Source organism: Nostoc sp., from assembly GCF_054880495.1.
On sequence record NZ_JBTYKD010000233.1, the window covers coordinates 60429 to 77140 of the forward strand.

15 protein-coding genes and 1 pseudogene are annotated in these 16712 nt (G+C 42.5%); 8 read left to right on the plus strand and 8 right to left on the minus strand.

Going from position 1 to position 16712, the window contains the following annotated elements; translation table 11 throughout:
- Nucleotides 1-13 precede the first annotated feature (13 nt).
- The 3 genes and pseudogenes from ACYTXL_RS22125 to ACYTXL_RS22135 all read left to right on the plus strand — a co-directional run.
- Nucleotides 14-522 (plus strand): annotated as a pseudogene (locus ACYTXL_RS22125) (transposase); the annotation flags it as partial.
- A 254-nt stretch (nucleotides 523-776) separates the two neighbouring features.
- Nucleotides 777-1007, plus strand: a complete 231-nt coding sequence (locus ACYTXL_RS22130; RefSeq protein ID WP_461926600.1) for an addiction module protein — start codon at nucleotides 777-779, stop codon at nucleotides 1005-1007.
- Nucleotides 1004-1300, plus strand: coding sequence for a type II toxin-antitoxin system RelE/ParE family toxin (locus tag ACYTXL_RS22135; RefSeq protein WP_461926601.1), 297 nt, complete (start codon nucleotides 1004-1006; stop codon nucleotides 1298-1300). Before ACYTXL_RS22130 ends, ACYTXL_RS22135 begins: the two co-directional genes overlap by 4 nt.
- 597 nt (nucleotides 1301-1897) lie before the next feature.
- Here ACYTXL_RS22135 and ACYTXL_RS22140 read toward each other — a convergent pair.
- A complete protein-coding gene (locus tag ACYTXL_RS22140) occupies nucleotides 1898-4933 on the minus strand; it encodes a zinc-dependent metalloprotease (protein ID WP_461926602.1) in 3036 nt (1011 codons plus the stop codon).
- A 725-nt stretch (nucleotides 4934-5658) separates the two neighbouring features.
- On the opposite strand from ACYTXL_RS22140, the gene ACYTXL_RS22145 reads away from it, so the two are divergent.
- Nucleotides 5659-7428, plus strand: a complete 1770-nt coding sequence (locus tag ACYTXL_RS22145; protein ID WP_461926603.1) for a pentapeptide repeat-containing protein — start codon at nucleotides 5659-5661, stop codon at nucleotides 7426-7428.
- Nucleotides 7429-7470: 42 nt separating this feature from the next.
- Here the strand turns inward: ACYTXL_RS22145 and ACYTXL_RS22150 are convergent, their stop codons facing one another.
- Nucleotides 7471-7962, minus strand: coding sequence for a hypothetical protein (locus ACYTXL_RS22150; protein WP_461926604.1), 492 nt, complete (start codon nucleotides 7960-7962; stop codon nucleotides 7471-7473).
- Between the two features lie 165 nt (nucleotides 7963-8127).
- Nucleotides 8128-8331, minus strand: coding sequence for a hypothetical protein (locus ACYTXL_RS22155; protein ID WP_461926605.1), 204 nt, complete (start codon nucleotides 8329-8331; stop codon nucleotides 8128-8130).
- Nucleotides 8332-8797: 466 nt separating this feature from the next.
- On the opposite strand from ACYTXL_RS22155, the gene ACYTXL_RS22160 reads away from it, so the two are divergent.
- Both ACYTXL_RS22160 and ACYTXL_RS22165 read left to right on the plus strand, forming a co-directional pair.
- Nucleotides 8798-9868: an LOG family protein gene (locus ACYTXL_RS22160; protein ID WP_461926606.1), complete on the plus strand. Its 1071-nt coding sequence runs from the start codon at nucleotides 8798-8800 to the stop codon at nucleotides 9866-9868.
- 198 nt (nucleotides 9869-10066) lie between these two features.
- Nucleotides 10067-10303: a hypothetical protein gene (locus ACYTXL_RS22165; protein ID WP_461926607.1), complete on the plus strand. Its 237-nt coding sequence runs from the start codon at nucleotides 10067-10069 to the stop codon at nucleotides 10301-10303.
- 288 nt (nucleotides 10304-10591) lie between these two features.
- Here ACYTXL_RS22165 and ACYTXL_RS22170 read toward each other — a convergent pair whose 3' ends face one another.
- Nucleotides 10592-11014 (minus strand): lysozyme inhibitor LprI family protein, encoded by a 423-nt coding sequence (locus ACYTXL_RS22170; protein WP_461926608.1) that lies wholly within the window; start codon nucleotides 11012-11014, stop codon nucleotides 10592-10594.
- Nucleotides 11015-11321: 307 nt separating this feature from the next.
- On the opposite strand from ACYTXL_RS22170, the gene ACYTXL_RS22175 reads away from it, so the two are divergent.
- The gene (locus ACYTXL_RS22175) at nucleotides 11322-12293 is read left to right on the plus strand and encodes a YegS/Rv2252/BmrU family lipid kinase (RefSeq protein WP_461926609.1); all 972 of its coding nucleotides are present in this window, start codon (nucleotides 11322-11324) and stop codon (nucleotides 12291-12293) included.
- Here ACYTXL_RS22175 and ACYTXL_RS22180 read toward each other — a convergent pair.
- Complete coding sequence (locus ACYTXL_RS22180; RefSeq protein WP_461926610.1) at nucleotides 12258-12497, minus strand: hypothetical protein; 240 nt, start codon at nucleotides 12495-12497, stop codon at nucleotides 12258-12260. The two genes, ACYTXL_RS22175 and ACYTXL_RS22180, sit on opposite strands and share 36 nt — an antisense overlap.
- Before the next feature lie 40 nt (nucleotides 12498-12537).
- On the opposite strand from ACYTXL_RS22180, the gene ACYTXL_RS22185 reads away from it, so the two are divergent.
- Nucleotides 12538-14100: a metallophosphoesterase family protein gene (locus tag ACYTXL_RS22185; protein ID WP_461926611.1), complete on the plus strand. Its 1563-nt coding sequence runs from the start codon at nucleotides 12538-12540 to the stop codon at nucleotides 14098-14100.
- Nucleotides 14101-14551: 451 nt separating this feature from the next.
- Here the strand turns inward: ACYTXL_RS22185 and ACYTXL_RS22190 are convergent, their stop codons facing one another.
- From ACYTXL_RS22190 to ACYTXL_RS22200, 3 genes are all read right to left on the minus strand, one after another.
- The gene (locus ACYTXL_RS22190) at nucleotides 14552-14959 is read right to left on the minus strand and encodes a hypothetical protein (protein ID WP_461926612.1); all 408 of its coding nucleotides are present in this window, start codon (nucleotides 14957-14959) and stop codon (nucleotides 14552-14554) included.
- A 634-nt stretch (nucleotides 14960-15593) separates the two neighbouring features.
- A complete protein-coding gene (locus tag ACYTXL_RS22195; RefSeq protein WP_461926613.1) occupies nucleotides 15594-16028 on the minus strand; it encodes a CAAD domain-containing protein in 435 nt (144 codons plus the stop codon).
- Nucleotides 16029-16215: 187 nt separating this feature from the next.
- Complete coding sequence (locus tag ACYTXL_RS22200; RefSeq protein WP_461926614.1) at nucleotides 16216-16677, minus strand: BON domain-containing protein; 462 nt, start codon at nucleotides 16675-16677, stop codon at nucleotides 16216-16218.
- Nucleotides 16678-16712 lie beyond the last annotated feature (35 nt).

Sequence of the window (16712 nt, forward strand, 5' to 3'; positions counted from 1 at the left end):
GATCAACGGCCGCCTCCGAGACCGATTAATTCAACTTGGTACTGTTCGTCGTGGCGCGCCAGTTCTTACTTTACGTTTAATCGGAATCAAGGTTGGTAAGACTAATTATTCTTATATTATTTCTGTCCTTGACCCACAAGTTTTACCTCCCTATGTAGTGGCAGACTTATACCGTCGAAGATGGCGAATTGAAGAGGCTTTTTACACGGTTAAACGTTTATTAGGTTTATCTTATTTGTGGACTGGTTCTATTAATGGTGTCAAGTTACAGGTGTGGGCAACTTGGTTATTTTATGCTGTCTTAGTTGACTTAGCAGACGCTGTTCCTGATGAATTGTCTCTACCATTTGACCGCATTTCTTTAGAGATGATCTTTCGTGGTTTGTATCATTTTAGTGTCGCTTACGACAAAGGAAAAGCAGATGACCCCATTAAGTACTTTGCTGCTCCTGAAAATCAAGATTTAGGAGTGTCAAAGCCAAACGATTGCCAGTCTCCAAGCTGGATTTATCTCCTTTTCCTGCACCCTCTTGACAAATGTGCAATTACTTTAACCTCTCACGAATGATCTAAATCTGCCATCGGATAATTTCCTCCGTTTCCACATCATAAACTATCAGATTGATTTGACTGTACTGGATAATATAGCAATTTTTCCAGGAGTTACGAACACAGAAAGCGAAAGCGTTACAAGATTTGAGAGCAGGACATTCTACTGAACGGTGAGACACCTAAAGTATGATAGGAGTACTTCGCTAGAAAACTCTTAAATAGTCATGACACTTGAAAACCTTGAAGCTGAAGTTCTGGCACTTCCAAAAGACTCTCAAGCGGCACTACTGGCTAGACTCCTTGAACATTTGGGCAAAAGTGGCGAAATTGATCAAGAAGTTGCATCTATCTGGGCTGAGGAAGCTGAACTGCGCGATCAAGAAATGGATAGCGGTAAATTAAGCGGTATTTCTGCCGAAAAAGTTTTTCAGCAAATTCGTGCGTTTCTGCAATGAAAAACGTTATATTTCATCCCTTAGCAGAGCAAGAATTAATTGATGCTGTAGGCTATTACGAAGAGCAAAGACCCGGACTTGGGCTGGAGTATCTTGGAGAAATAGAACACGCAGTAAACTTCCTCATCAGATATCCCGAAGCTGGTTCAAAAGTTCGAGGCTCCCTTCGCCGCCTGATTTTGCCCAAGTTTCCATATTCTTTGTTGTATCGCATTCTAGAAGACGATCAGATTCGTATTTTGGCAGTCGCACATCACAAGCGTAAACCACAATACTGGGTTGATCGAGAGTAGTTGACAGTGGTCAAAACAGCGCTTGCACTCAGAACGGAGGACGACTCACATCTTGCACCTAGTCCTGGCGATTAGAAATCGCGGCTATATAGGACTAGTATTTGATTTTTGAAATGCACGTAGTGGACCCTCTAAGCTAAAATAGTGCATTAGACGTAAGTAGGTGGGCGCTAAAAAACACAACTAGATTAAGAAATGTAAATCGCTTAAAAGCCTATATTTGAAGCGTTTCTGGTGCTTTACATAAGTTTACGTAGTTTGGTTTAATTGTGCCTAACTACTTAGGTAGGTTGGGTGGAGCGGAGCGCAACCCAACATATATCAGGATGTTGGCTTTGGCAAAGCCTCCAACGCCACTTGCTACAACGCGGGAAACCCGCGCAACGCAGTGGCTCCCCAACCGACAATTTGTTTTGCAACATTTTAGCCGTAGACACTCCACTACAAGACTACGGAGATTTTTTCAGAAATCAAATATGATTCCTATACAAACGTACTCCTTTGGAGAACCCGTTCGCGTAGCATCTCCGTCAGGAGAAGGGTAGTCCACCTCCGTGGATTAAGAGAAAATCAAAAGTTTTAACCCACAGAGGTGGTTTAATTCCCTTGCAACGGCGCATTTAAGACTTTCTCAATGCGATCGCGTGTTTCTAGTAAATGCGCTTTGGTATATTCATCCTCGGAATTAACTTGCTTGAGTTTCTCATCAAGCTGTTTAAGTTTATACCAAGCCAGAGTGCGAGCATCTTCTGGAACAGATTCTTTCCGTAACACCATAGCCGTCAAAATCTTTAGATATTCCCCTTGCAAGCCTCGCCGTAAACTGGAAATTTTGATTGATTTACCTTTTGGTTTGATTACTTCTGTCCAGATATCTGACTGCAAAGTGTCAAATAATTCTGGCAGAGTCAGTGCTTTTCCCTCCTGAGTTTTGAGTTCAATATCCTTGAGACGAGAGAGGCGATCGCCTGAGAGTAAATCCCGCAACACAGAACCCTGAATGAGTAGCACCAAATCATGAATTGGATAATCTAAACGGCCAACTTGGGGAGAACTACCCCAATGTCGCCAACGCGAAGGTGCTAATTTATTCAGTAGTTCTGGTGAAAAACTCAGGGCATCCTCTGCAAACACATACTTTTGCAACGTCTCTAAAGCTTGGCGTTGTTGTTCAACTGGTACAGGTTCAAATGGTAATCGGTGTTGAGGGATTCCAGAGAGGTTATCAGCAGGGATCTCGCTAGGGTGAATGCGATAGAAAGACTGTCCCCCGATGTATTTTGTAGTGTAATATATTTGCTGGAAATAGTTATCCAATACTGTGCCAAAACGTTCGCTCACATCAGTATAACTATCACCAGCCAGTGGGTAACGCTGATCCAGACGTTCCCACATCACCCGCGAATTATTTAACTGCCACTGAGAATAAAGCAGCACATTGCTGCTGTTATCCCAAGCATTGGCTGTGGGGTCAAGGTCATACACATCTTCATCTGTGGAATAACTCAACTCTGGCTTGTAGGATTGTGCAGCAATTTTCTCCAAAATTGGCTTTTCCGCTATGGGGGTTGATGTCTGAATTGGCATATAACCGTACTTAATCGCCCATTCATCATAAGGCCCCACCATGCTGGGAAAATAATCTCCCTGCTTTGTACCTTGAGGGGCGATATTTGGGGGAATGTAGTCCATAACGGAAGTTGTCAGACCTTTAGTTTTGGTAATTTCCGTATTATTCATCTCCCGTGGTGGTAGCAGTGTACTACCACGGAAGTTATGACGTAAACCAAGAGTATGTCCAACTTCGTGAGCGATAATTAAACGTAAATATTGATTGATATATTCTTTCACCTGGTCTGGAGTCGCCATGTTATCAGGCAGCAGTGACATCGCCAGTGAACCAAAGGCAAACTGGTTAGCAGCTTCCATTCCATAGCATAAATCGTACTCCCCTGCCATTTTTGATAAACGACTCAACAACCCCTGTTGGTCTTGCATCTGCTGAGGGACACCATTGTTTTTCGGATCTAAACCATTGGCGCAAAGTAGACGATTTTGCATCAAAGCTGATAAAGTAGTGCGATTTTGTGTTTGGCTAGGTTGGACGATTCGGCGATAATCATTCTTAAGTAGCCGCACAAAGCTGGCATCTACGAGAATGTCTGCATCCAAAATTTCCCCAGTCAATGGGTTAACGCGGGATGGCCCCATTGCAAAATAACCATCGACTGTGTTAATCCAGCGAATCGTGTTGTAACGAATATCTGATGGGTCCCATGTGGCATTATCAGGCATTTGGCGGACTTCAATTGCATCTTTAAATCCGGCTTTCAAAAAGGCTTTGTTCCACATCAGGACGCCTTCTTTCATTGGATCGCGGTACTCTAAGGGTACAGCGTTATCAATCCAGAAAACAATCGGTTTTTTGGGACGGGAAATTACTGCTTTTGGGTCTTGTTTTTCCAAATGCCAGCGATTGATGTAGCGGACAAAAGAATCACCGCCATCGTCTTTGGATAAATCTTGGTAAGCGGTGATGAAATAGCCGATGCGATCGTCAGCAAGGCGCGGTCGATAATCTTGATCGGGTAGTTGGGAGAGGCTGTAGTGGACGCGCAGGGTAAAGCCACGGTTGTCAGGTAGCGACGCAAAGCTTGGTATTTCACTCTTGTGTCCAACGCCACCAGAGAAATTCAAAACTGATTCAATTTCTAAGTTTTGGGGAAAAGCTTTAGCAGTACCAAAATAGGACTGGTCTGTGCTTCCTGGTACTCCTAAACTTACAGATAATCCAGCTAAGTCTGTCAGTAACAAATCGCCTAAGTCGATGAGAATAGTTTTACGTTTTGGATGAATGCTTTTAATAGAAATAGTGTAGAGAACAGAATCACTAAAAGACCGGGCTAGCGATCGCACCTGCGGATCTCCCTCACGAGTGCGAAAATTCACATTGCGAATCACAAAGTTTAATTTATTATCCACCCGTTGGAAATAAAACAAAAAATCTTGCAAAGGCATACCACTGTAAATACCCCGTTCGCCAATGCCCGATTCCAAGGTTGTTGTAGCTAGATAATTTTTATTAAGTTGCTCTGGCTTAATTTCTAGATAAATTTTCTTCTTTTCTTTATGGCGATAAAGGGTGAACAATCCCCCTAACTTTTGGGTATCTTTGATTACTTCATCAAACGGCTGTAAATCTTCCTTTGCTGGTGGTTTAGCAGTAGAATTAGGCTTTGAATTCGGTTTTTCTGGCGGGTTTGCAACTTGCAAAAATGGTTGTCCTGCTTTTTTAAGGTCTTTTACTAGCCAAATAAACGGTTGAGGCTGTGCCTGTTTATTTTGATTAATTACCCAAACTTGCCCTGACGGTAGCCTCTGTTTCTGGGGAATCTTCATATCCTTTAGCGATAAACCGGAGATTTCAGTTGAAGAAGTTTCTGTCGTTAACTGACTATTGGATTTCTCTCCACTTCTGGCTATAAGCAAGGCTTCTACAGCCTTGACAGTATGATGATTGACTGACAAATTTGGAGCAACTATGTTAACAGACGATGACTTAGCGGTAGCCGTTGTTATTCCTAATAACAAACTATGTAACAAAATTATATAAAAGGTTAATCTGTTGTTCATTCTATGTATACCCGATAACTATTCCGGAGTTAATTTTTAACTTTTGCAAAGCTATATAGCCTACTTTTTGCCGATTCTCTTAGCTGCTTTATAATAAACAGCAAACTTTAGACTTCAATTTTAGTTGCCATTTTTCACCTTTATCGAAAATTAAAGGGTTTCAGACCTGCAACGTCAACACGTAGTTTCAGCCGGGGTTTAAATCCTCGTCTGAAACTCTCTTCTCTACCAGAAGCTGCGCGTAGCTTGCTTGTATTGTCGGGGTACGCGGACTCGCTATCCGATGGCTTTGCCAACGTCAAGGGCGAACAGAACTTTCCCAGACAAATTTGGAATTTTGAATTGTTAATAGGCTATTTTACTGTCAGATTTTTCCTAACAATTGCTTCTACAACAAACAGCAAGTATTATTCTTACATCAGACTAGTAAATTTCTGGGTAAAAAACTATAACAAATTAGGCAAAACCAGAAAATTACTTGATTTTAGAAAGCATTTTTAAGCTAACACTTTATTTATATCACCAGAAGAAGCTTGCAGCTACTACAAGTTAGTGATAAGTCGCCCTCCAGGAATGCCTATCGTAGACATTGCCAACGGATGATATTTTTCGTGTAGTATTTATTGATACTATTAATTTTTGGCAGTGAGAAGCAAACTAGCAGAGAAAAATTTTTAATTCGGGATGATCAAAACACTCATTAAAATGTAACAACAGACACAGAAATGTCAACATATTTATCTCAAGTCTGGCTGCTGCTGAGAAATTATGTGAGGGGTACAAGGTTGCAAGATATGCCAAAGACCACATCGCCAGAAAACGAAGCAGTTTTACCTCTCGGAAAAAGTATTAAAGAAGCAGACAAAAGCGTTAAATTTGCTCAAGACAATTTGCAGTCAGATTTCTGGTTTCAAAGACTGCAAGAAAACTTAGAAAAATGGACAATATCAAGGAGTGGTTTAACTTCTAAGATGGGCGATCGCACATTGGAGACTCTACCCTCTGAGTTTTATTTTAGAATGTGCGATCGCCAGATGCATCAAGAGATTTACGATTTACTGGGTAATGGGGCGCTGAAACCAGAAATAGTCAACCAACTAATGGAATTGGTTGTAACTAATAAAAAAATTTACCCAGAACTGCTTTTCTGGCGGCTAGAAGATTTTTATCGTCGCTGGTGTCAGGGAGAATTTATCGATGCCAAACCAGATGAGAACCTACCTCAGAAAACAAGATTAAAGCTAGCGGTACAAAATATTGCGATCGGGCTGAGACAGGTAGACATATATACAGGGCTGAACGTAATGATTTTACTCTTAGAGTTACACCGCTACGCCCAAGAGCGGGATGAACTCAAACAAAAAATCACCTTCTATCCATCTTCTCAACCGGACACAGATAATTTTTTCACATCCCAACTGCTGCGGATCATCAACTATAGCGATGCCCTGGAAATTGGTAACTTTAGCAATATAGTTGGGCAATTCCTCAAAGGCGGCAACTTTCGGGGTGCTTACCTGGGTGATGCCAACCTCACCGGGGCAGACTTTAGCGGTGCCGATCTCAGCCGTGCTTACCTCGGTGATGCCAACTTAACCGGCGTAAACTTCAGCAATGCCAACCTTAACGGTACCAACCTCGGCGATGCCAACCTTAGCGGTGCCAACCTTAGCGGTGCTAATCTCAATGGTGCCGACCTCAGCAGCACCAACCTTAGCGGTACTAACCTTAGCTGTGCAAACCTTAGCCGCGCCGACCTCAACCGCGCCGACCTTAGCAGTGCCAACCTCAACCACGCCAACCTTAGCGGTGCTAACCTTAGCCATGCTGACCTCAGCAGCACCAACCTTAGCCATGCTGACCTGAGTAACGCCATCCTTTTCGGTGCGAATCTGAGTGAAGCCAACCTTAGCAGCGTCAGCCTTAACCATGCCGACCTCTGCCGTGCCGACCTCAGTGGTGCTGATTTGAGGCACGCCATTCTCAACGGTACTAACCTCAGTGACACAATTCTTTTCAGTACCAACCTTAGTGATGCCATCCTGATCGCCGCAGACCTCAGTTACGCCAAGCTTAACGGTGCCAAGCTTAACAATGCCAGACTTAACGGCGCAATGTTTTTAGGTGCCGACCTTAGCGGCGTAGACTTGAGTCGCGTAATTCTCAACGAAGCCGACCTGAGTGGGGTGATTCTCAGCGAAGCCGACCTCAGTGGTGCCGACATCACCGACGCTATCCTGTTCGGCACAGACCTCAGCTATGCCAACCTTAACAGTGCTAACCTCAGTGGCAGTAACCTCAGTGGTGCTATCCTCAATGGTGCCGATCTCAGTCACAGCAATCTCAGCTATGCCATTCTGGGTGGTGCTGACCTCAGCGATGCGAATATGGAAAAAATGACCTGGGGTAAAAAGCAGCAGTGGGAAGATGTGCGCGGATTAGAGACAGCAGTTAATGTGCCTCCGGCGTTGAAAGAAGAACTGGGACTGAATTGAGATCAGGGAAAAGGAAAAAGCCAAGTTGCGAACACCAAATGCTTAAATGTTACGCGCCTTTTGGCGGTTGCGTAAGAATCGTAAACCAATGCTGTAAGCACCGAATACTAGTGAACCCAATGTAAAAGCGGGTTCAGGAACAGTGGCGGGCGTAACAGAACTGATACTTACAGCAAAGTCTCGATTTGAGTCTACATTATCAGCAAATACGCTGTCGGCAGCGCCAATAAACAGATATTGGGCGTTGGTTGGAACTTGTACAATGACACTACTAAAAGCTCCGCCGCGTGAAATATAAAAAATACTATTATCTAAACATTGAGCTGGTAGGCAGCCATTTGGAAGAGTAGCATTAATAGCACCCGGAACTCTGTCAGTTGTAGCGCCATCATACTCACCACTACTAGGTAGCAGGTTATTGTTAGTGCTGAAAACAGCCCACATTGAACCATAGTATTCATCAGTGGGATCACCAAATGGTGAAAAACTTCCAAACTGATCCAGTTTTATTGTGTCACCTCGATTAATTTCCAAATCTTTTAAAGAAAGGCTCTTCAGTACTTACTATGCTAAACTCCTTTGATAAAACCCTGAAAGCCTTATTTATCAACATAATTAGCATTATTTGCTAACATTTTAGGATTTTAGCAATAATTTTGGCTTTTAACCCTATTTTTTAAGCCAAATTTTGATGTTTAACTAATAATTTGGCATAACAGGTACTGAAGAACCTAAAGAAAAAGGTACGCTATCAGGGCTGGATGTATATGAAGAAATAAAACTTGCAGTTGGGTCAATGTTGAATCTAAATGTGAAAGCTTGCGCGGGATCAGCTTTTATCATAGCTAAAGTGAAAGTTACACTAGCAGTTACAACTGATAATTTAGTAAATAAATTGGTCATTTTTTTTTTATTAAAAAAGTTTCGTATAGAGAATCGGAATAAATAATCAATTAATGAAGCCAGATGCAGAGTTAGTTGTCAATTTATGAGTCAGATATTCACTCTATTTATAGATATGTGAAATTACGCACATTATTATAAATACTATGACAAAAATAGGTTTGTCAATCTATTGATAGCTAGTTGACAAGCAGCAAAAAACTTTTTTTATTAGTTTGTTAGCCGCACACAGCTAGCTTGTTTAACTGAAAGTCCCGTATGAAGCAATACACTTGAGTTAAGTATTTTTGTGAAAACCAAATTGCGAGTTGCAATCTCAAAAGATGAGGATCTCAGCTTGACTAATGAGCAATACTACCTCAAAACCAGTTTTGAGTGCGCTAACTCTACATCAGAGGGGTATATCCCGCTTGCGAGAGTGTGAGTTGTTCACGTAAAATATAATGCCATTGTTGCAGCAGTTCTCATGACCTCATCTGCGTCGTTTGACACATTAGAGTCTTTACAGGCGGATATCGCTGAATTGATCGTTCGTTTACCAACATTAAAAAATCGGCAATTTATTCAGCAAGCACTTGCTACTATTGTTCGTCTAGCTCATACTGAAATTGAGCGTCTCGATTGGAAAATATTGTCGGCTGCATTAGCAGATATGGAGCGCGGTTTCCAGCTTTTTTATGATTATCGACACGTTCGCAAAGTCACTATCTTCGGTTCTGCTCGTCTCGCTACAGATACACCAGAGTACCAAATGGCGCTTGAGTTTGCTCGCGCTGTTTCTCAATTAGGATTTATGGTGATGACCGGCGGTGGCAGTGGAATCATGCAGGCGGGTCACGAAGGTGCTGGGCGAGAAAATTCCTTTGGATTAAACATTCAGTTACCCTTTGAACAGCAAGCAAACCCCTTTATAGAGGGTGATCCCAAGCTAATTCACTTCAAATATTTCTTTACCCGTAAGCTATTTCTCCTTAAAGAAAGTGATGCTGTAGCCTTGTTTCCGGGAGGTTTTGGCACTCAAGATGAAGCTTTTGAATGTATGACATTAACCCAGAATGGTAAATTTGGCCCAGTACCTCTAGTTTTAATCGATCGCCCTGGTGGTGATTACTGGCGGTCTTGGAGCGAATATATTGATAAACAATTAGTGCAAAATGGTCTTGTCAGTCCTGAAGACCCCAGCCTTTATACGGTGACAGACAACTTAGATGTGGCTTGCGACGCTATCACCCGTTTTTACCAGGTTTATCACTCCTGTCGATATGTAAGCGATAAGTTAATCATCCGTCTAAAGACAGATATATCAGATGCTCTTGTAGAGCAACTCAATGTTGATTTCAGCGACATTATTATTCAAGGACGGATTGAAAAAAGTCAGTCATTACCTCAAGAAGCACAAGATGAAACTGTTGGACTACCCCGGCTGATTTTGTGCTTCAATCAACGCGACTTGGGACGCTTGTATCAAATGATTGCCACAATTAACCAGATGGGTACTCCTTCACCAGAAGATACAGTGCATCCAGAAAGAAAGTAGCTATTAAGAAAGGGAAGGGGATAATTTTGAATCACTTTCCCTTTTCTTACTTCAAGGTTATAAAACAATACGCTTGGGTTAAGGCTTAACTCTTTGTCAAAGTCAATTTTTTTAACGTAGGACTTACGCAAAATATCTCTCAAACTCTGATTTATCCGTGCCGCGCCAGTTGCTACAACGGGGGGAACCCCTCTTCGGGTGACGCTCCTACGTCGCTACCGCTACGTTAACACCAGTCGCCTACGGCGGGAAACCCGCCTACAGCGCTGGATTCACCGCAACACACTGGCTTCTCTGTGCCTCTGCGGTTCGTTATTCCGTAACTCATGCGTAAGTCCTATAACGAACCGCCAACTCTTGGAGACACTACATGAACGCGCAGCGTCTCCAAGAGTTGGACGCAAAGGACGCATTCGTGCAGCGTCTTGCAGATAAGGAAGAAATGCTTAGGAACGTAGATTAAATAAAATGGAAAACTTCATCCTGTCTCTAGCTTCCCTCTCCTTTATAAGGAGAGGGATTGAGGGTGAGGTAAGCCAAGGACATAGGACATAAATTGGATGTTATTTAATTCTTATTCCTTACAGCTATTTTCAGGTAAATAGACCACGCGATAGGGGCACAGCAATGCTCATTGGTGTCAACTTAACGTAAAAGCCAGTCTATAAGCAGCTTTTAGAATATTGTAATGCAAGCATAGAAATCGCTAGATATAAAAAAAAATTAAGGGTCGGATTTGAGATATTCCTGTAATTGTTGGGTACGCAGTTTTGTGGTATTTGCCAGACAAGCAAAATAAATCGTCGGGGCAATACTTCCTCCTTCATTTCTGCTTCTTTCAAACTCACAATTGGTATCTCGAAACTTGATCCATATTACCTGTGCGGCAATCAATTTCTGTTTTCTAGAGCTTTCTAAGGTCGATAGCAATTGTTGATAAACTCGATTCAGTTTTTTATCTGCATTCTGATAAGATAACTTCGTGCATTCATTAATTGCTGTTTGAGTTTGAGGATTATTGCAATTGAGCTTTTGAACTAAGCGCATCTCGGCTAAATCAGGCGTTGTACCTGCTATTGTCATCGTGGGAGTATCTAAGCTGCTGAGAGTTAGCATACTTGCCAAAACTAGTAATAATTGATGCATGGCAAAACTTTTATTGTTTAAGTATAGGAATTTGAGATTTTAGCTAAAATAGCAGAAGCCCCACACTGACTAAAATGAGAGTATGGTAGGAGTATGTCACTTAGCGTAGAACTCAGATCAGAGCTAACACACCCTAGTTTAACTTTATATTTATTACATGTGTTGATTTGTGATTGCCGACTTCCTTCTTGTACTATTAGTGGTTAATGCATTCCGGCAACCTAGCCGCAAGAGGGAAGTTGAAATTTTACAAGAATGCTATAAAGAATTTAGTATTTTAGTAACCTAAGTTTAGCTTTTATATTTTATGAATCGTTCCGCCTGCCTCATCTTCAATCCAGTTGCGGGTCAAGGAGATCCAGACTTAGAACTAGCAGAAATTCGGGCAATATTAGAGCCAGATATTGACCTAGATATTTATCTCACAACTGAAGAAATCGACGCTGACGAACTGGCCCATGCAGCAGTAGCGAGGGGGGTAGATGCAATCATTGCTTCGGGGGGAGATGGCACCCTCTCGGCGGCGGCGGCGGCTGTAGTGAGTACTGAGATTCCATTTGGGATCATTTCTCGAGGAACAGCAAACGCTTTTGCCACAGCTTTAGGAATTCCTGACACGATCGCAGGTGCATGTGAGACAATTTTAGAAGGAGGAACCCGCAGTGTAGACGTAGCCTATTGCAACGACCGGCCAATGGTACTCTTAGCAGGTATAGGTTTTGAAGCTGAAACTGTAGAATTGGCAGACCGAGATGCGAAGAATCGCTTTGGGATGATGGCCTATGTTTTGGCAGGAATTCAACAACTGCGAAGCTTAAAAATTTTTGATGTTGAAATTGAAACTGAAGACAAAATAATTAAAACTAGTGCCTGTGCAGTAACAGTAGCAAATGCCGCGCCTCCTACTTCCGTCTTGGCTCAAGGGCCAGCAGGTCTGATTTATGATGATGGGTTACTAGATTTAACGATTGTAGCTCCAGCTAACAAGGCAGGAGCGATCGCAGCGACATTTCATCTATTTCAAACGGCTTCTACAGGTAACGCTGTAGAACGGGATGATATTGGGTTTTTACGAGCTAAACAATTTAAAATTACAACTAACCCACCACAAAAGGTTGTTTTAGATGGTGAAATAGTTGGCACAACACCAATAGAAATTAAGTGTGTACCAGCAGGCTTGAAAATTTTTGTGCCATTAGTAGAAGAAGTTGAGCCAACGGAAAAACTAGAGGGACTCCCTAATCTAACTATTGAGATGAAAGATACAGTAGAAGAATGAGGGCATGGGGCACTTGTACTGACTTGTACTGAGCGACGTCGTTGGCGCAGCCTCTCGTAGAGAAGTAGCGTTGTCGTTGGCGCAGCCTCTCGTAGAGAAGTATTGGGCACTTGTACTGAGCGTTCGCGTAGCGTCTGGTACAGAAGCCGTTGGCGCAGCCTCTGGTAGAGAAGTATTGGGGCAGAGGGGAAAGACTTGCTGCAACCTTGCTGTCCTTCAATTGAAGATTTAGGAGTAGCTTGCATTGAAACTTGTATCTGATCCAGCGATCGCTAACAAAATTCGTAAAATGAATCAGCGAGTGCGGTGGCAAGATCCGTTAATTGTAGAACGGAACATCGACCAAACTCGGCTGGTGTTGGAGGATGGTCAAACAGACAATTCGGAGTTCTCATTTTTAGTTGTAGGTGATAGTGGTTCCGGCAAGCATCGGGGACACAATCCTCAGCGACAGGTGGCTGAACTCATGCTGCCTCATCACAAGGAATGCCGCTTTATGCTGCATACCGGAGATGTGATCTATTTAGTGGGGTCGAGTGAATACTACCAGCAAAACTTCATCGAGCCTTACCGAGAGTTTATCTTGGGCGGAGAGCATCCTAGAGAGATTGCATATAACCAGATGATTTTTAAGCTGCCCATTTTACCTGTACCGGGAAATCACGATTACTATAACTTGCCGATTTTATTGAGCTTGGCGTCCTTAACAACATTACCCATTCGTGGCCTGTTGCGATCGCGGATAGACTTAGATGTGGGCTTGCATGGCTCAGGAACCGGTGACGCCTACGCACGGGCGTTTTTGGACTATCTTAAGGCCTTTCAGCTTCCCGGAGAGTTAGCCAGCCACTTAGAGAAATATTACACAGCCAAGACAGATACAGGTAGTTGTCTTTGCTATCAACCTGGGCACTTCACCCGCCTTCCCAATCGTTACTACACTTTTCGCTATGGTGGTATTGATTTCTTTGCCTTGGACTCTAATACATTTAACGATCCACCGCCCCTACCTAAAACAAAAAAAGGTGACGCCGATCGCAAAGTCTTAGAAAAACGCCGTGAAGATTTAGAGCAAGAAAAGCTGGAAATTATTGAAACTTCAGCCAAGCTTCGTCCCGATAACCCTACTGAAGCCGACCAATTAGACGACTTTCACGCCAAGCTGTCACAAATTGAAGAAATTATTGTTGATATTGAGAAGCAACTAGCGACTAATAAAATAACGCTGACTGATACTGAACAACTAGACTGGCTCAAACAAAAATTAATTGAATCTTGGAATAATTCTGAAGTTCGGGGAAGGGTGATTTATTTCCATCATCCTCCCTATGTAACTGAGGCGACAAAGTGGGAACAAGCACAAACTCTGATCATTCGCGATCGCCTCCGTGGTGTGCTGGATGCGGTAGCTAAAGAAATAGGTTCCCTAACTCAAGGGCGTCCTTTGGTTGATTTGGTATTAAACGGTCACGCCCACTGCTTAGAACACCTGGAAACAATGGATACAGGACACGCTGATTCTCATATCCATTGGATAGTTTGTGGCGGTAGCGGGTTTAGTTTGCGACGCCAGCGAATTGAGGGAGCAGATTTGATGGAGACTTTTGGGAATGAAAATAGATTAGTGGCGCGATCGCATCTCTTCATTGGTCGCAACGGTCAAGGTTTTCAGAAGCGACGACCTTATTCAGGTTTACGTATTGATGTTAAAGGCGATCGACAGCCTAAGTTTATTGTGCGTCCTTTGGTTGCCGAATGGCATCAGCGACAATGGCATAATAGTGAACTTGAGCCGTTGATCATTTAAGGAATGGGTAAATAGACCACGCGGTAGGGGCACAGAAAAAGCTCATTGGTGTCAACTTCAGAAAAAATCTGCTTTGAGAAGGCGTTTTGCCCTCATCCCCTAACCCCGAATCCCAAGTTGGGATTCGGGGAACTAGAGAATTTGCTCCCCTCTCCCAATTTTGGGAGAGGGGCTGTTCTTGTGAGGGTGAAACCTCGAAAGCATGCCTTGCCTAACTTCTACGTTAAGTTGACACCAATGAGCTTTTTTTGTGCCCCTACAATATATGTGATTCAAATAAATGAAAACTGCTGTAAACGGATGCGGGGAGCTGAGAGTTTTGAATCATAAGTGATTAGCCGGACATAATATTATTTATCCATATAAGTAAAGACGCAATGATTGCGTCTCTACAAACCAGTTATTCCGCCTTCTGACGTGTAATTGCACCCAGCAAAAGCATACTTGTGAATTAAATTATTCCTGGGCCTCTACCGCGTTTGTCACCCTTTTCGGTCAACTTGCCTTCCTCGTCCTGATTAACTTCTCCGAGTTCTTCAACACGTTGGGCGGTATCTTCTGCTGCTTGTTTACGTGCATCACCCGGTTCTTCGTAGTACATTTCCGGTTCAACAGCATAGTTGTTCAACAAACCTTCTTTGTCCACAGTATAACCGTCAGTGGTGCGTATACTATCTGGATCGGTTTGGTCATCCGTAGGTGCATCTGCCTCCCTTTCTTCTGTGGGAAGTGTTTTGTACAGATTTCCTTCTCTTTCGATTCGAGCAGCTGTTTCAGCTGGGATAATGCCGCGATCGTATGTATCGGATTCAGCTCGATCGGATGAATCTATACCTTTGTTAACTCCTTCATTAGTCATAAATTATGTCCTCGTTAAAGAATGTATTAATTGACACTTTCCGCTCTAAAAAGACGGAGATTCTTAAAACATCACTGTTTTGATATCCTGATTTCTCAGGTTCCCAGGCTGACCACGTTTGCACCAAAAAGTGCGTAGTCATATCTCCTCAAGGTTGTTTCGGGCATGACTTCCCCCCAGCGCGGGGGTAGGTTTTTTAATCTTATACTGATCCGAGTATTCTACCATGTTCAATCACAAAATTGACTTAAGCCTAAAGGCTTTTTGCCCTTTTCATCCCTTGTCTAAAGTACAGATGTATCGACCTTAGGTCGGACACATCTTCAAGTGTTTTCAAGCAGCATTCTTATAACTTCAAAAACTAGATTACGCTTTTATTCATCTCCGAGTGACTATCTAGAGAGGTGATTAAAATTTAAATATAATGTTATAATTTCTATCTTTTGATGTATCCAAAAGGCTAATCTTAAGTCCGGTTAAATACTGAGAATTTAGGCTTCTTGGGTAAAACAAGGGTTTTGAAGGTTTACACACTACTTTAATAGACTTCTTGCATAAATCAAAAAAAGAACCCCTCCCCGCCTGCGGGTGGGGTGTTAGGGGACTTTTGCAAGAGGTTTAATGGGTTAGAAATTTATTCGCCCAGAAATTGGTTTTTCAGAAATTGAATTTCATCGGCTAATTCTTGCCGATTAGAAGCCTTGAGTAGATAACGGAAAATAAACCAACTGGCGTAACCAATTCCAATTAACTCAAAGAGCGGTGATAGTAGTGGAATATGAGTGATTGCATCCAGTACTGCAAATACTACCTTAACTGAAATAATCGCCGTCAAAATTAAAGCAACGGTTATTAGAGGCTGCTTGTAATCCTTAAAAAAGTTACTTAAGTATTGGGGCAGTTGCTCCAAAAATTGAGTAACTTGTCTGCTAATTTGCTGCCATTGAGATTCCGGTTCACGTGCTGGTGACAACCTTGGCAAGTTTTCAGTATCTGTACCTTCAAGTGCTAGCCTACCTTGTGATAAGGAAGCATTGATGGATTTATCTTGCTGTTGTTCGGTTCCCATAGTTTTGATTTTCGCTGATTACAAAAAGATTCAATAACTGAACTGAGCATCAATAAATATAATTATTAAGGTCATCAGTTGTCAATTCTTACTGGTCAGTAATAAGTATAACTGACCAATAAGATTGAGCAGGAGGATCTGAATTTATTTCTGCCTACCTACTCACTTGGATTTGTTGTTAGCTGCCTTATTTTGTGGGTGCGGCAACAGTTGCTTTCACAACTACACTTTTGACACCTTTAATTTGTTTAGCTAAAGGTTCAATTTTAGCCAACTGCTGCTGATTGGTGACAGTTCCTGCTACAGTCACAACCCCACCCTCTGCGGCAGCAACTGTTAGTACACTCTTAGGTATATTAGCCTCTAACTTGGAGCGAACTTCACTTGATAAATCACCTTTAGCTCTTGTTGTATCGCCACCAGTGGCGTTATTGCGCTGTTCGCGGGCCTTAATATCCGCGTTTAGTTGTCTTCTGCGAACTTCACTTTGTGCGTCTTGTTGAGAAGCTTCTGTTGTTTTTGCGCTTGGTGTTGCGGGAGCATCATTAGTATTATTGGGTGCAGATTCACTTGTTTTAGAAGCGTTATCACAAGCAGCAACACCAAAAACCAAAAGGCAGCTAATTAAAAAGGGGGTTAGCTTTTGCATATGTTTAATTCGGAATCGAAAAGTGAAATTTGTTG

Bases quoted from the DNA above. Each gene is read 5' to 3' on its own strand.
- ACYTXL_RS22130 (WP_461926600.1), top strand. From the start codon at position 777: ATGACACTTGAAAACCTTGAAGCTGAAGTTCTGGCACTTCCAAAAGAC.
- ACYTXL_RS22135 (WP_461926601.1), top strand. From the start codon at position 1,004: ATGAAAAACGTTATATTTCATCCCTTAGCAGAGCAAGAATTAATTGAT.
- ACYTXL_RS22140 (WP_461926602.1), bottom strand. From the start codon at position 4,933: ATGAACAACAGATTAACCTTTTATATAATTTTGTTACATAGTTTGTTA.
- ACYTXL_RS22145 (WP_461926603.1), top strand. From the start codon at position 5,659: ATGTCAACATATTTATCTCAAGTCTGGCTGCTGCTGAGAAATTATGTG.
- ACYTXL_RS22155 (WP_461926605.1), bottom strand. From the start codon at position 8,331: ATGACCAATTTATTTACTAAATTATCAGTTGTAACTGCTAGTGTAACT.
- ACYTXL_RS22160 (WP_461926606.1), top strand. From the start codon at position 8,798: ATGACCTCATCTGCGTCGTTTGACACATTAGAGTCTTTACAGGCGGAT.
- ACYTXL_RS22170 (WP_461926608.1), bottom strand. From the start codon at position 11,014: ATGCATCAATTATTACTAGTTTTGGCAAGTATGCTAACTCTCAGCAGC.
- ACYTXL_RS22175 (WP_461926609.1), top strand. From the start codon at position 11,322: ATGAATCGTTCCGCCTGCCTCATCTTCAATCCAGTTGCGGGTCAAGGA.
- ACYTXL_RS22190 (WP_461926612.1), bottom strand. From the start codon at position 14,959: ATGACTAATGAAGGAGTTAACAAAGGTATAGATTCATCCGATCGAGCT.
- ACYTXL_RS22195 (WP_461926613.1), bottom strand. From the start codon at position 16,028: ATGGGAACCGAACAACAGCAAGATAAATCCATCAATGCTTCCTTATCA.
- ACYTXL_RS22200 (WP_461926614.1), bottom strand. From the start codon at position 16,677: ATGCAAAAGCTAACCCCCTTTTTAATTAGCTGCCTTTTGGTTTTTGGT.